This window comes from Pedobacter sp. AC464 (genome assembly GCF_979253075.1).
In genome coordinates this window covers 1,720,756-1,736,438 of sequence record NZ_CEEDBV010000001.1, presented here as the reverse complement: position 1 = coordinate 1,736,438, position 15,683 = coordinate 1,720,756, and the positions used below count along the sequence as shown (strand labels likewise).

General features: G+C 38.8%; 12 protein-coding genes. 1 reads left to right on the top strand and 11 read right to left on the bottom strand.

What is annotated here, in order from left to right; all coding sequences use genetic code 11:
* Positions 1-80: 80 nt before the first annotated feature.
* The 7 genes from aroC to AC0IWT_RS07320 form a co-directional block, all read right to left on the bottom strand.
* A complete protein-coding gene (aroC, locus tag AC0IWT_RS07350) occupies positions 81-1,178 on the bottom strand; it encodes a chorismate synthase (RefSeq protein WP_471796645.1) in 1,098 nt (365 codons plus the stop codon).
* 67 nt (positions 1,179-1,245) lie between these two features.
* Positions 1,246-2,514, bottom strand: a complete 1,269-nt coding sequence (gene aroA, locus AC0IWT_RS07345; RefSeq protein ID WP_471796644.1) for a 3-phosphoshikimate 1-carboxyvinyltransferase — start codon at positions 2,512-2,514, stop codon at positions 1,246-1,248.
* 258 nt (positions 2,515-2,772) lie between these two features.
* Positions 2,773-3,912: a chorismate mutase gene (locus tag AC0IWT_RS07340; protein WP_471796643.1), complete on the bottom strand. Its 1,140-nt coding sequence runs from the start codon at positions 3,910-3,912 to the stop codon at positions 2,773-2,775.
* Positions 3,913-4,012: 100 nt separating this feature from the next.
* Entirely contained in the window at positions 4,013-4,846 is an 834-nt protein-coding gene (locus tag AC0IWT_RS07335; RefSeq protein WP_056871131.1) for a prephenate dehydratase, read from the bottom strand.
* A gap of 369 nt (positions 4,847-5,215) precedes the next feature.
* Positions 5,216-6,169, bottom strand: a complete 954-nt coding sequence (locus AC0IWT_RS07330; protein ID WP_056871130.1) for a sterol desaturase family protein — start codon at positions 6,167-6,169, stop codon at positions 5,216-5,218.
* A gap of 1 nt (position 6,170) precedes the next feature.
* A complete protein-coding gene (gene aroB / locus AC0IWT_RS07325; RefSeq protein ID WP_471796642.1) occupies positions 6,171-7,229 on the bottom strand; it encodes a 3-dehydroquinate synthase in 1,059 nt (352 codons plus the stop codon).
* Positions 7,229-7,435, bottom strand: coding sequence for an RNA-binding S4 domain-containing protein (locus AC0IWT_RS07320; protein WP_056871128.1), 207 nt, complete (start codon positions 7,433-7,435; stop codon positions 7,229-7,231). Before AC0IWT_RS07320 ends, aroB begins: the two co-directional genes overlap by 1 nt.
* A 92-nt stretch (positions 7,436-7,527) precedes the next feature.
* Here AC0IWT_RS07320 and AC0IWT_RS07315 point away from each other — a divergent pair, with 92 nt between their 5' ends.
* Complete coding sequence (locus AC0IWT_RS07315) at positions 7,528-8,715, top strand: proline dehydrogenase family protein (RefSeq protein WP_471796641.1); 1,188 nt, start codon at positions 7,528-7,530, stop codon at positions 8,713-8,715.
* Positions 8,716-9,244: 529 nt separating this feature from the next.
* On the opposite strand, the gene AC0IWT_RS07310 is transcribed toward AC0IWT_RS07315, so the two are convergent.
* The 4 genes from AC0IWT_RS07310 to AC0IWT_RS07295 all read right to left on the bottom strand — a co-directional run bounded on the left by AC0IWT_RS07310 (position 9,245) and on the right by AC0IWT_RS07295 (position 15,682).
* Positions 9,245-9,565, bottom strand: a complete 321-nt coding sequence (locus AC0IWT_RS07310; protein WP_056871126.1) for an Mpo1-like protein — start codon at positions 9,563-9,565, stop codon at positions 9,245-9,247.
* 7 nt (positions 9,566-9,572) lie between these two features.
* Positions 9,573-10,208 carry an HAD family hydrolase gene (locus AC0IWT_RS07305; RefSeq protein ID WP_471796640.1) on the bottom strand — a complete coding sequence of 212 codons (636 nt, stop codon included), beginning with the start codon at positions 10,206-10,208 and terminating at the stop codon, positions 9,573-9,575.
* A gap of 129 nt (positions 10,209-10,337) precedes the next feature.
* The gene (locus tag AC0IWT_RS07300; protein ID WP_471796639.1) at positions 10,338-14,360 is read right to left on the bottom strand and encodes a PDC sensor domain-containing protein; all 4,023 of its coding nucleotides are present in this window, start codon (positions 14,358-14,360) and stop codon (positions 10,338-10,340) included.
* Positions 14,361-14,371: 11 nt separating this feature from the next.
* Entirely contained in the window at positions 14,372-15,682 is a 1,311-nt protein-coding gene (locus tag AC0IWT_RS07295) for a patatin-like phospholipase family protein (RefSeq protein WP_471796638.1), read from the bottom strand.
* Between the last annotated feature and the right edge of the window lies 1 nt (position 15,683).

Below are 15,683 nucleotides of genomic sequence, written 5' to 3'. Positions count from 1 at the left end.
ATAAAGTTCCGTAATTATGAGGTGTGAAATAATTTATGTTGTAAGAAAGAGTTCATCGCATCTTAAAATGAGTTTTTTTGCTAAACCACACTCACTTTATTCCTTAAAAACTGGTCTGCCAATACTAATGCAGCCATGGCTTCAACAATTACAACTGCTCTCGGTACTACGCAGGGGTCATGGCGACCTTTGCCTTTTATTTCTGACGCCTCACCAGCAGCATTTATAGTTTGCTGATTGTGCATGATGGTTGCAACCGGTTTAAACGCCACTTTGAATGTAATATCCATGCCGTTGGAAATTCCGCCTAATATGCCGCCGGCGTAATTGGTAGTTGTTTTGAAAACTTTTGAGTCTGCTGCTTTTGGTTGAGGAATATCATTATGTTCCGATCCTCGTAATTCGCTCCCCGCAAAGCCTGAGCCATACTCAAAACCATGTACGGCATTAATACTAAGCATCGCTTTTCCCAAATCAGCATGTAATTTATCGAAAACAGGTTCGCCCAATCCAGCCGGGCAACCCTTAACTATGCAGCCGATTTTACCACCTACTGTGTCGCCTTCTTTTCTAACCGAATCGATAAATTCAATCATTTCATGTGCTGTTGCAGGGTCTGCGCAGCGAACAATATTTTCCTCTCTAATGGCCAGTAAGGCCGATAAGTCGTTGCTTTCCAGGTTCGGCGCATCAATGTTACCAACGGAGGTAACGTGAGCGAAAATCTCTATGCCTTGTTGTTTCAGAAATAACTTGGCAATTGCACCTGCGGCTACCCTTGCAGCCGTTTCTCGTGCCGATGAACGCCCGCCACCCCGATGGTCGCGGATGCCATATTTTGCATCATAAACATAATCTGCATGGCTTGGCCGGTACACATCTACATTATGGCCATAATCTTTAGAACGTTGATCTTCATTAGGAATAAGCAAAGCGATTGGTGTCCCTGTGCTTTTTCCATCGAAAACACCCGACAAAATTTGAGCAGTGTCACTTTCTTTCCTTTGTGTGGTAATTTTCGATTGCCCTGGCTTGCGTTTATCCAGTTCTGATTGAATAAAATCTAAATCTATATCCAACTGCGCCGGACACCCGTCGATAATTACGCCAATGGCCACGCCATGAGATTCGCCAAATGTGGTGATGCGGAATAGATGACCAAATGAATTGCCTGCCATATTTAATTTATAAATGGTTGATTTTTTGAAGATAGACTGTGTTAACTCACAATCTAAATATCTAATGTTAAATAGTTTCTACGGAGAATCCTGCTTTTTTCAAATCTTCCCAAAAATAGGGATAAGATTTTTCTACGACCTGCATTTCTTCAATTTCTACCTCATTAATTAGTAATGCAAGTGGCGCAAAAGCCATAGCCATGCGGTGGTCTTCATAGGTGGCAACGGTAATTTTTTCAGGAAAATGCAGTTCGTCGGTATTTAAGGTATAAACCAAATTGTTTTCAGTTAAAGTAACCCCAATCTTTGCCAGTTCATTTTGCAAAGCCGCAATGCGGTCGGTTTCTTTAATTTTTAATGTTTCCAGGCCAGTAAACGACATATTCTTACCTAGTGCGCCGGCCACAACGATAATTGTCTGTGCCAAATCAGGGCATGTTTTCAAGTCCAAAACCTGGTTGGTTTCTAATGCTAATCCTAAATTAGTGATTAAGATGCCATTTTCATTTTTAGCAGTCGCAATCCCGAAAATTTTCATGATTTTCTGAATTTGACTATCACCCTGCAAACTTTTTTCCTTCAAAGCAGGCAAACTAATTTCGGCCGAATCGGCCAACGCTGCAATGCTATACCAGTAAGACGCTGCACTCCAATCAGGCTCGACTGTTAAAGTTGCCGGTTGAAAGGGCTGTGGTTCTATTGTAATCGAATTTTCGATCCACGAATGTGCAATACCAACTTCTGCCAACATATCTAAAGTCATATCTACATACGGCTTTGAAGTAAGTTCTCCTTCGATTTCTAAAGTTAAACCTTGTGGCAAAACAGGTGCAATCATCAGCAATGCAGAAATGTACTGGCTACTTATATCACCTTTGATTTTTACCTGAGCGGTTTTTTGATTTAATGGGCCGATAATATTTAACGGAGGAAATCCATCTTGCTCTGCATAGGAAATATCTGCACCGATGGTTTGCAAGGCTTGAGCCAAAATACCAATCGGGCGTTTTTTCATTCGCTCGGTGCCGGTTAACAGGAAATTCCCATTTTTTGCAGAAAGGTATGCAGAAAGAAAGCGCATGGCGGTTCCTGCAGGACCAACATCTACCGTTTTTGATTCCTGAATCTCTACTTCCAGTTCTTCTTCAAGATTATTTAAAATAGCATTTAGTGTAACCGTATCAGCAGCGTTCGACAAATTTTTAACCTGTACCACCTTACTGCTTAATGCACTGATAATTAACGCTCTGTTGCACTCGCTTTTTGAGCCTGTTAACTGGATTTCCGTTTTAATATTCTTGGTTCCTTTAAAAGAAACTAAGGCATTTTTAGACATTTTATTCTGGTTTTATTCTTAATGAGCTGTTGCTGGAGCGCTGTCATGCAAAGCTTGTCGAAGTGCTACTAATAAGTCCTTCGACAGGCTTTGAATGCGCATGCTTGAATGCAACACCATTATATTTAGTTCGTCATTTATAAACAACAATTTTAAAACAATTGCTTACTATACCTTGAATAACGTGGTATCTAATGTTTTGGTCTTCAGGTCAGGCTTTCGATTGCGCACCTTTTAACCGCTTAGCCATTAGCTGCACTAAGCTTTTACTTCTGTGTGTTGCTCAGCAGCAATGCCTTTTTCAACTTTGCCAGCGTTCATAATTTCAGTTTGTTTACGAATAGATTCGCCGTGCATCAATTCCAGGAATTTTTCGGTAAAGTTTAAATCTAGCTTCAATGCCTTGGCAAATGCGTGACCTTTTTTAATGATGGCATCCCAACGGTTTACCTGTAAAATCGTTACCTGATTGTCGCGTTTAAACTCGCCGATTTTTTCAACTATTGCCATACGCTCACCTAATTTTTGAAGCAGAATGTCGTCAATTTTATCTATCGATTTACGTAAATCAGCTAGTTTATCAGCAAAAGCTTCATTCGGTGCTTCAGGTTCGCGAACAGTTAGGCGGTCTACCAGTTCAGATAAAGCAGCAGGCGTAACCTGTTGTTTAGCATCGGTCCACGCTACTGACGGATCAACGTGCGATTCGATCATCAATCCCTGCATGTCTAAATCCAATGCTTTTTGAGAAATGTATGGAATTAATTCACGGTTACCGCAAATGTGACTTGGGTCGTTAATTATTGGCAGTTCAGGGCATAATGTTTTCAATTGAATAGCAAGTTCCCACATTGGTTCGTTGCGGAAAGAGCTTTTCTCGAACGACGAGAAACCACGGTGGATTGCACCAATTTTGGTGATTCCTGCACCGTTTATACGTTCAATTGCACCAATCCACAATTGTAAATCGGGATTTACGGGGTTTTTTATTAGAACTGGAACATCATGTCCTTTCAAAGCATCGGCAATTTCCTGTACCGTGAATGGATTTACCGTAGAACGGGCACCAATCCAAAGAATGTCAACGCCAGCAGCTAAAGCCTCTTCAACATGTTTCGCATTTGCAACCTCAACAGCTGTAGGTAAACCAGTTTCCGCTTTAGCACGTTTTAACCACTCTAAACCAATGCTTCCGATGCCCTCAAACTCTCCCGGACGAGTGCGGGGTTTCCAGATTCCAGCTCTTAGCACTGACACTTTACCGGTTGCAGCCAACAAATGCGCTGTGGTTATTAATTGTTCTTCAGTTTCTGCACTGCACGGTCCTGAGATAATTAATGGTTCGTTGTTTACGTTTAACCAGGTGTTTAAAGGTTGAATGTTTAAATTAAGTTTCATGATTTATGGCTTGTGATATATTTTAATTCGATTATTTAATTTTTTGCCTTGATTGGCGATTTGTTAAGTTAACGTTGTTATATGCTAGTCGTTAATGAGTTTAAACTTTATCGTTTTTCTGGTACTCTCCGAGAATGTTGAAATTCGACGTGTATTTAAGTGCTTTTCTAACGGCTTTATCGTACTTTTCGGTGCTTGGCCATTCCAAATCAACGTAAAAATAGTATTCGTTTCTTTTTCCCAGCACCGGCATAGATTGTATTTTTGTTAAGCTTACATCCTGTTCGGCAAAAATGTTCAACACTGTTGCCAAAGAACCCGCTTTGTGGCCAACCTGAAAACAGATTGATGCTTTATTAATCTTTTTGCCCTCGTCTGTTTTGTCCTTTTTCAGGATGAGAAAACGGGTGTAGTTTTTTTTATTTGATTCTACCCGACGCTCCAAAATATTTAATCCGTAAAGTTCTGCAGCCAGGCTATTTGCAATCGCCATTGTGTCTGTTAGTTTCTCTTCCTGAATACGTTTGGCACAGGCAGCGGTATCATTGCTTTCCACAATTTTAATATGTGGATAATCGTAAAAGAAATCTATGCACTGGCGGATGGCGATAGGATGGGAGGTCACGATTTTGATGTCATCAAATTTTACGCCCGGTAAGGCCATCAAATGCAATTGAATTGGAAGGTAAACTTCGCCAACTACCGAGAAGCCGTAATCTCGGATTAAGGTGTAGTTAGGCAACAGACTGCCGGCAATAGAGTTTTCGATAGCCATGACAACGAAGTCGGCCTCATTTTTCTCTAGTTTATCGCAGGTTTCTTTAAATGAGTTGCACTCTACAGTTTCGATGCTTTTACCAAAGAATTTGTAGGCCGCTTCCTCATGAAAAGATGCTTTGATGCCTTGAATCGCTACTCGTTTTGTCGTTTCCATTTTTGCGTAAAACAAAAAAGTCCCGGCTGTTTGCCGGGACTTTCTTATACATTTTAATATTGTTATCTATCATTTTGCATATTAGCCCCGGCTCTTACTAAAATAGTAAAAGTAACCAAAGTAATATGTGTTGAATAATTTCATTTTTGCTTTTGAATGAGCCAAATGTAATAACAAAATTTAATTTGTCAATACTAAAATTAAATTATTTTTAAGAAAATTTAATTTTGTGCCTTTTAGGCCGTTTTAATAATGGGTATGAAATAAGGATTTGCCGATTGTTAAAGGCTGTCGATAATCTTTAGATTGTTTTTCAATTCCAAAATCCCCTTAAACAAAAACGGCCCATAAATACAGACCGTTTAAATGTTATCCTGTTGAACTCAGGGTTCGTGGCTTTTCAATAAAATCTTTAGCCTTATTAAGTTTTTCCATCGCTTCAGTTTCCTGGAGCTCCTGCTGCATTATTTTTGCAATTTTAGTACTGCCATCATGGCTCCATCCGGGCGGGTTGATGATGTATTTAACCTTATCCATAAAAGTTGGAGCCTTCTTAACATCGGCACGGAGCGAAATAAATTCATGAAAAATAATATTCACCGGGCCGGTATCTTTCGGTTGGGTTGTTAAGCCATATTTAATTTTGTCTTCCGGCAATTCTGCTTGAAAAGTACCAAACCATCTATCCCAGAGAATTAAAACCATGCCCATATTTTTATCCAGATAGCGTACATTACTGGCATGATGAACACGATGGTGCGATGGCGTTACGAAAATATACTCGTACCATTTCGGAAAATTAATTTTATACTGCGTATGTACAAGGTTGCCATAAATTTGTGTAACAAGGTATGCAAAAAGGATATCCATTGCTGTAAAACCCATAAATGCCAACGGCAAATAGAAAAATACACGATATAATGGTTCGAAAACGGTAGAGCGAAAACCTGTGGTTAAATTAAAGTGTTCGGATGAGTGATGCGTTACATGCATGGCCCAAAAGAAGCGCACGTAGTGCCCAACAGTATGTAAAAACCAATAGAGAAAATCCTGAGCCAGAATTAACACCAGCCAGTAAATCCAAACATTGGCAATTTGGAATAAACGGAACTGGTAACAATATTCGAGCAAGAAAAATGTAGCAGTTTTCATGCCCAGATTAATAATAACGGCTGCTATCATTAAATAAATGTTGGTCCAGGTATCGCGTTTGGTATACAATTTTTTATCATGCGCATAGCTAAAATACATTTCAACCAAGGTTAAAACGATTACGAAGCCAAACAAGCCGCCTACAGAAATATCACTTCCGGTAAATTTCATTTTACAAACTGTTATAATAATCTAAACTGCGTAATATATCAACAGAGCTAACACGGCAATTAAACGTGCATTTTCCTATATTTTCCAGCAGCGAAAACAGAATATTTCCGTCTTCATTCTTTTTATCGCTTTTCATTAACTCCAAAAGCGCATCGAAGCTTTCCCTTTTAATCTCATATTTTGGATATATCGATATCAGGTAATCGCAAATATCTTTATGCTCATCTTTTGTTAAACCGCAATACTTAACTGATATAGTTGCTTCGCAAATAAAACCAATCGCAATTGCTTCGCCATGGGTTAACGGTTTCTCATCATTTGCCAGCGCGTAACTTTCAATAGCGTGGCCAATGGTATGGCCAAAATTTAAAATTTTACGTAGATTTTTTTCGTGTGGATCTATGGTTACAACCTCATTCTTAATCTCCACAGAACGGAAAATATCTTCTGCCGAAGGCATTAAATAATGAGTGCTTTTTAACTTTTCGTAATAATCTTTGTCATAAATTAAGCCGTGCTTAATCATTTCGGCAAAGCCTGAAAGAAGTTCGCGTTCGGGCAGGCTTTCCAGAAATCTGGTTTCGATAAAAACCATTTGGGGCAAGGTAAAAGTGCCAACCATATTCTTAACATTGTCTATATCGATGCCAGTTTTGCCACCTACAGAAGCATCTACCTGCGAAAGGAGCGTTGTAGGTACATTGACGAAATCTATGCCGCGTTTATATGTAGAGGCAATAAAGCCGCCCATATCTGTAATTACGCCACCACCTAAATTTATGATTAAACTTTTTCTGTCGGCCTCAAAGTCTAAAAGCGTTTTCCAGATGCCAATACAAAAATCGATGTTTTTATTTTCCTCGCCGGCCGATGTTTCTATTAAATCAAAGTCAGCATAGTCATCCAACATAGATTGAAGAACTGGTAAGCAGATTTCGCTGGTGTGCTCATCAGCAAGGATAAAAACCTTGCTGTATTTATTGCTTTCTAAAAGGGATTTTAAGGCTTCTAAGTTGCTTTCGAAATAAAGCGAATGGCCTGCACTGGTTAAAGTCTGCATTATATTACTTCGATTTTATCTTGTTCAAACGTGATGATATCGCCCACTCTAACTTTATAGCGTTTGCGGAATTCTACTTCTCCGTTGCATTTAACCAGGCCATCCATTACAACAGCCTGCGCATCTCCACCGGTACCCACCAGCCCAGTGGCTTTTAACAATTGGATCAGCGGTATAAATTCGCCTTCTAATTTGAATTGTATCATTTTGCTGCAAAAATACGATTATTTAGAGGTTTTACGTTCGTAGAATGGATGGTTTTTATAATTTTGCATCCATCTGACTTATTAAACATCAAATGATTGATTCATTACCTGCTAAACAACCTAATTTCGATAACACCGAAGTTGCTTTTCGTCAAAAAACAAATGCTGAATTAAAGAAGGCGTTTTGGCTGTTTAAAATGATCGGCAGCAACTTTTTAACAAAGGTTGGTCCGCCGATAACGAATTTTTTTCTAAACATTGGCTTGCCGGTTCAAGGCGCTATTAAAGCTACTATCTTCCAGCAGTTTTGTGGTGGCGAAACCATTGCCGAGTGCGATAAGGCAATTGCACAACTTGCAAAAGGCGGTGTTGGAACCATTTTGGATTATTCGGTTGAAGGCGAGGACAAGGAGATTGTATTTGATAACACTTGCCAGGAAATTATCCGCACCATACTTCGTGCTGACGGAGATTTGAACATACCGATTACCGTTTTTAAAATTACAGGGATTGGCCGTTTTGGGTTACTGGAACGGTTAGATGCGAAAAAAACGTTGAGTCCGGCAGAGCAGGCGGAGTTTGAAAAGGTAAGGTTGCGTTGTGAGATGATATGCCGAACGGCGTTTGATAAAGGCGTTCCGGTAATGATTGATGCCGAAGAAACCTGGATTCAGGATACGATTGACGATTTGGCTTTGGATATGATGCGAAAGTTTAACAAAGAGCGCATTATCGTTTACAATACCTATCAAATGTATCGCCATGATAAACTGGCCGATATGAAAGCAGACCATTTAATTGCTAAAGCCGCCGGCTTCATTTTGGGGGTAAAAATGGTTCGTGGTGCTTACATGGAAAAGGAACGTAAACGTGCTGCTGAAATGGGCTATCCATCGCCAATTCAGCCCGATAAAGCATCATCGGATCGGGATTATAACGAATCGCTGCGCTACTGTGTTGACCATATCGAGGAAATCGCGATCGTTTGCGGAACCCATAATGAAGATAGCAGCCGCTTGTTAACTTATCTTTTAGACGAGAAAAAAATACCTCACAATCATCCTCACGTGTATTTTGCGCAGCTTTTAGGGATGAGCGATAATTTAAGTTTTAACCTTGCAGATGCAGGCTATAATGTGGCAAAATATGTTCCCTATGGCCCGATTAAGGCGGTTATGCCCTATTTGTTCAGGCGAGCACAAGAAAACACATCAGTTGCCGGGCAAACCGGGAGAGAGCTTGGCTTAATTGAAAGGGAACTGAAACGAAGAAAGCTTTAACTTGCTTTTCAGGGTTGCTTGTTGTTTAATTGATTGAGTTTTTTGGAAATGAGCGCTCCATAACACTTCGGATCATACAGTCCCGCTTTACGCTAAATCGCCAGTGAAAAACTGGCGGATATCGCTGCAATCGGGTTTAAACACGCGGTTCGGTGCTAAAGTTGACATTGCAAATCCAGACCAACGAAGAACCGTAACCAAAGAGGATTTGATCAACCTATTGTGGAAGATGTTTTCCGTGCCTTCTGTGTTTCTGTGGCAAAATTTATAAAAGAGGGGCATAGCAAATTCCGACTACCGAAGCACCGTAACCAAAGAAGATTTAATCAACCTATTGTGGAACATGTTTTCCGTGCTTTCTGTGTTTCTGTGGCAAATTATATAAAAACGGCATAGCAAATCCCGACTAACGAACCATCCTAACCCAAGAAGATTCACAAAACTTGGTGTAAAAAGTGTTTTCCATGCCTTCTCTGGTTCTGGGACAAAACTGGTATAAAAAAGCATTACCCACAACACCACGGCAACATTACTTTCTTACCACAAAGGCTTGTTTCCCGGTTAGTAAATCGTAGAATAGAAGAAAATCGCTGGCAAGGCTATAACCAGGATATTGAAAAGTGGCAGGTTTATTTTTCTCAAAAAAGAAATGGCCAACCCAGGCAAAGCCATAACCTAAAACAGGCATCGCTAAGAAAAAACGCCAATCGTGAAATAAAAAGCCGGTAACAAAAGCCAGGGCAACCAAACCAGTTCCAATAAAGTGCAAAATTCTCGAAGTAGTGTTGGTGTGTTCGCTTAAATAAAAGGGGTAAAATTCCTGCAGCGATTTAAATTTTTTTTCTGCCATAATTTAATTATAAAATTCCATTTGCTTTTAACACAGTTTCAAGATTTGCTGGCTTTTCGGTCATTAACAGCGTGTTAAGGCCAACTTTTTCAGCACCTGCAATATGCTGCGGACTATCATCAATAAATAAAGTTTCGGCAGGATTGAGGTTATTTTCCTTCAAAACCTGTTCAAAAATATTAGTGTTGGGTTTACGTAACTTCATTTGCTGAGAAAAATAGGCTTTCTCAAAATAGTCATCGTAGTTGTTAATTTTAAATGTTGTTTTCAGGTAATTAATAATCCAATCATAGTGAATTTCGTTATTGTTACTCAAAAGAAATGTGCGGTATTTTTCTTTAACCTTCAAGAGTAAATCATGGTTTTCCTGAATTGTTCCAATTAATAAGCTGTTCCACGCCTCATCAATCTCAGCGTCTGTAAGTTCAGGTTTTTTGGCCGCATCCCTAATCCCGGCTCTAAATTCGGCAGGCGAAATGGCCCCGGTTTCGAAATCATCAAACAGCTGATTATGTGCTTTGTGTGCAAAGAAATTTTCAATATCGGTAATGCCTAATTTTTTAAATGAATCCTGAGCTATTCTAAAATCAATATCGAAAATTACGTTGCCGTAATCGAAAATGATGTTTTTAATGTTTTGCATCTGCTATATTTTGAGGCAAATATCCTCAATAAATTGGTTTTTTTATATTTCTGCACAACAATAAAAAAGCTCATAGAAGGTTTTGCAAACGCTATTAGTTTTAAAGCTGCAAAAAGCTAGAAATCTGGTTTAGCTTTTTTCGGCTTTTTCTGCAGTAAACATGGAAAAAAACTTAAGTATTGCCGGCACGCCGACCGAGAAAATGGTTAAATATTTAATTACAGTCGAATATGCTTCTTGCTGAGAGGTAAATAGAAAGGCTAAAATGGCGACAATCAAAATCATAAGTGGTGTTTTCAGGTTTTTCCAGTTACCATTATCTTTTATCTGGTTTCTGATTTTTATCGCTTCAGAATTGCCAATAGCTGTAAGTATAAAATTCCGGAAGCCTTTATTAAAAAGCCGAAGAACACCATCATCTTTGGTGATGATACCTTTGCTGATCAGTAAGGTAAGGTTATAATCGTCGTAAGGATTTACCAGGCCATCTTCAGCTAAATCATAGAGTAAAAATTTCTCTTCTTTGGTTAAAGATTGCCATAAATACATGTAGAAATAATGTGATGTGATTTGTATTTTAAATGCCAGAGCATCTCCATCTATCTGCAACGATTCTTCTTCGGCCAGATTTTCCATCCTACTAACAACAGGTTTTTGCATTTTTTCCAAAAAATGTCCACTCTGCGTTTCCATCATCAGTATTTTTTTCCACAGAGGCGCATCTGCATCAACTTTTACCGGTCCGGTTTCTAATTTTTCGATAACAATTCTAAAATGCCCAAGCAGCACATGCCACCGTTCTAAATCGTGTTCGGGATGGCGGTTATCCTCTTCTCTAAACAGCTCCTGCTGATTTAAAGAATCTAAAAAATTAACCGGATGCACCGTTGAAACGATTACAATTTTACTTTTATTTCGCTGCAACAAGGCTTCCATAAAATTGAGCTTTGCGGCATTTGTTGCGGGGTTCTTTATGTCGTACTCAAAATGATTAACAATAACCAGCGCATAATCTTTATTCAGCGCCAAATCTTGCATCTCCAGCCAATGTGGGTCACTTTTTGCTTCGTCGGCATTTTCAGGTATTAAAATCAAATCGGCAATAAAAACATTACTTTTTGCTTTGTTCGCTTCATCAAGAATAAGCACCGCATCGTCTTTCCCGGTTATTCTTTTCGCTTCGATGAGTTTTTTAAATTTCAATAGTTTTCCGGAGCCTGGCGAGCCAATTACAAAAAGTAGTGAGTTAAGCTCATTATTGGTTAACAGGAGCTCATCAATTTCCTGCCAACCTTTGGTAAGCGGAAGATTTAATGCAAAAAGTTTCCTGAAGATGCCATGGAGAACGACCCCGAAAGCCAGTAATGCAGAAAAAAACAGCACCCAATAAATAATACCTAAATACCATTTGTTGCTTTTATATGTTGTTGGGGCAATATATTGTATCCTCAAAGAGCGAAGCTGGATGTATTTCCCGGTAGGCAGTTTATGATAGCTTTCTGTTTTTCCAGGTTCGAAAAGCGGTGAAAAGAACATGAAATTTTCGGAACTATCTGGGTTGTTTTGGTCGATATCGGGTAATTGCTTGGTTGTGTAATTGGTAAGGTATTTAAACAAAGTTGCCGTATGTTTCTCCTCATTCGACACCTTTATTACCGGCATGTTCTTCGTTTCCTTAAAACTTCTAATCCAAACGCTGTCTATATAAACATCGTTATATTTCATTTTCTTGTCAAGTGCGGGGTACTTATCAAGCAATTCTTTCGCAAATTGCAAATGGCGGTAACGCGTAGTCATCTTAAGTTCGTAATTATAAGATGCGGTAAAGAAGAGCATTACGGGCAAACCACTTGTTATGATGAGCCTGGTGAAAATCATTAGCGAATAACTATTGCTGAAGTTCCAGTTTTTAGTAAAAAATGACGAAAGGTGATTTCCCCACTTAAATGTCTGTTCAGAAACCTTAAGGAAAACCACAACGGTGAGTAATAAAATAGCCTCAAAAGCAAAAAACTTGATTGGCTCTATGATAATTATGGCGGCCAGGTTTATCAGTATTAGCACAATAATAAGCGCTATATTGGAATTCCTTTTAAGCTTAAACTTTTCTGTTGTTGTTTTAAAATAACTTTTTGAATACTTATAATTTAAAAATAAGGTTACGGAGGTTGACGAAATAAAAAGGATAAACAAAAATTGAAGAAAACTGGTGAACTGGTAAAAAATTATAAGCAGAACTATATTAATAACATTATAAACGATTGCAAGATTGTATTGATGCGCAAAGTTTTTGTTCGGGCCAATCCATGAAATATCAAAATAATGTTTTTTAAAGAATGTTGTTTTCTGAGAGAAGCCAAAAACGACAAGAATTTGCAAAATGAGTAACAAAAAGAAGCCAAACAGCATCACGAAGCTAAAGCTGAATACATTTATATCTCTAATGTTTTTGTAATCCTTATCTTCGAGAACAATGATTTGAAAAGGTAAATTATCGATTGATTTTACGGTGGCGTAATATTCTTTGCCCAAATATTGGGTATAGAAAAATCCATTCCCGTGTGTTAAAATGGCTGTTTTCAGTCTTTCTTTCTCTGAAAACTCATTTAACAAATTCTCATTTAAGTTTTTTGATGCATTTGAATGATACAATACTTTTCCATCGCTGTTTATAATTGCGAAGAGAAACCCCGAAGGAAGTATTGATTTATTTAAGCACTTAAAGTTGAAAGACATTGCGGCCACCGGAGTGCCTTTATTAACTGAAGGTTTTGAAATAACGGAGGTAAACTGACCGGTTGTCCACGATATTACCTGATCTAAATAGTAAGGCTGTTTGTTTGGCGGTGGCAGAAAATATGCGCTTTTATTTTGAAGATTTGTAAAGTAACTGCGGTTTGCAAAGTTTCCGGGCGGGGCAATATTGGCTGCTGCCGACCAATTATTAGTTTCGGAGCCGTTATTTTTGAGCCAAAAAACCTGATTGATGTTGATCCCTTTTGTGATCGAATCGATCTTATTGGCAAAGATTGTTGTTGAGTTTAATTCCCCGGAATCCCGGTATTTGTAGTTTATATTTTTATCACTAAAATTTATAAAGGCCGAAGCATTTTTGTTATTGGTTCTAATTTGATCTAATCTGGTTAACAGTTTGTAAGCTGCATTCGTTTCGGTTTTAAAGCTAGTTTCCAGTTGCTTTGCCAGGTTATTGCCAATTTTTCGAGACAGATTTTCTCCTGGTCGCAATAAAACGTTGTACTTAAAAAAGGCAAAGAAAAGTATCGACATAAGCAGCATTGAAACTGCAAAGGAGAACAAACCGTCAGTAACGGTAAGTCTGTCTTTATTCCCCATTTGGTACAACTTAATCCATGGTAATGCGAGTATGGTTGCTATTGCAAGTATTAATAAAAGCAATACTACGTTTTCCTGCAGCTTGCTTTTCTCATGTTGATAATTTTGGTCTTTCAGCAATCCTGTAATGGTCAAAACAGAATCGGCATTTAAACTCAGCTGTTGCGAAAAAAGTTTGTATTGTGTACCACTTAGTTCAATGTTTTTCACTTGTCCGCCGGCAAATGCACTCTTATCAGTTTTCAAAGAATCAGTGGTAATATTAGTTATCCCACTGGGAAAAGTTTGATAAACGATTTTACTCGACTTTAGCAAAATATATTCATTATAGATATCGCGTGGCAACAGCGGATCTATAAATTGACTGATGCTATACTTAAGACCAATTTGATTTCCGTTTTTTTTCAGATAAATGATCAGTTCCTGCTTATTGAGGTCGATATTGCAGGTGCTGTCTCCAAGGTCGTTACCAGCCGTTTTTTCTACAGCTTTAATGGGTAGTAAGGTAAAATTTTGCTGAGGATAATTTTTTATGTATTGCGCTAACCGTTTTTGATTGTATTGAGAGTCGTTTTTTTGCCATGTTATGAGTAAGTTATTTAGTAAGGCTACCGAATTATCAATTTTAGCGTGGATGTTTAATTCAACGTTTTGTAAACACCTGAAACGCTGCTCTTCAAGATTTCTCTGGTTGTTTGGGATGTACATGAAAAAATAAATCCCGCCGAGCAACAGAACAAAAAGTAGGGTAACCATAACCACACCCTGATTTCGGCTAAAAGTGAAAAGTTTCGACATCTTTATTTTCTTTAAATCGGGTTGCAGCTTAGCCACCTGGCTTTGGCCTTTTGGTAATTATCATCGCCAAGATGGATGCCATTACCATCGCCTCTTATTAATTGATTGGGAAGGCAAACGCTGTTTTGCGTTATAAATTTGCTGCAAAGCTGGGTAATAAGCGCAACTTCCTCATTTGCAACAGCATCCATATCTAAATCCATTAATTTAATGAAAAGCTCCTGGCCGTTCGGTTCACTTTTATAAACGTCGGGCGCTTCAAATACAAGGCTTTTTGGGTTTAGAACGGGCTTTATACAGGGGTTAATCCGCACTAAACATGCCTTATTTGTGAGTGCAGGATCTAAAATTGAATAAGCGATAAAAGTTGCAGAATCAGGCGGATCTCCGAGAATACTTGTCGACATTTTTTTTATGTCTGAAACAAAAGTTAAGTCGTAGTCTGTAAATGCCAGATTATTATCTTCATTCCTGTCAAAAATTGCTTTAATTTCTGTGTTAGATGAAGTCTGGTAGTCTGCAATCATGGCCTGCCCGCCGGTTCCGGTGCCGAGAGAGAGAATTTTGTAATCGCTCATCGGGATAGAATTGTTTGTTATGGCTTCAATCAGGCCAGCTAACACAGGATTGTTGAAGCCCGAAACTGCTCCATCCCACATTTTCGTTTTACGGATATCGTTTCCGTTCATTTGGTTTATTGTAATTTCGGCAGGGGCATCGAAATAATTAACAGGAGCATTACTAGAGGAGTGGATGGCGTGCCCCAGGCTAACCTGATAGTATTTGCCACCACTAAAAATATCGGTTTTGCTGCTGGCATTTGAACGAAAAAAGGTAGCCCTTTGCCTAAAATAATCGAAGCCAACGATTATTAACTGCAATTCTGGTTTGCCGATAATTTTCGGAAGTTCGTTTAGCGCTATCTCCAGCGTAGGCTTTGTGGTTTTGCCCTGGGTCATTAAGCTGTTATACGGCTTTAAAACGTTTTGCAAGCCCGACATTTTGCGCTCCATGCTGTATTTTGGGCCGAGCACGTTTGTTAAACTGGCAATATTTCTCCAACGTAACTTTTCCCAAAAGGAAAGCTTAGAAAATACCTGCTTTCGCTTCGCCTCATCTTCAAAAACGGAGATAATTTCACTTAGTTTCATGTTATTACAAAGTGTGGCTAAAACAAGGCTGCCACCCGAATTTGCAATGGCGAGGTCGAATTTTTTTAATAGTTCATGCCCGTTCAAATCGCCATAAATATCCAGAAGTACCCTTGCCTGAATAACAGCCCAGGAGCCGCCACCATCTAAAGAAAGAATTTTATATGCCATA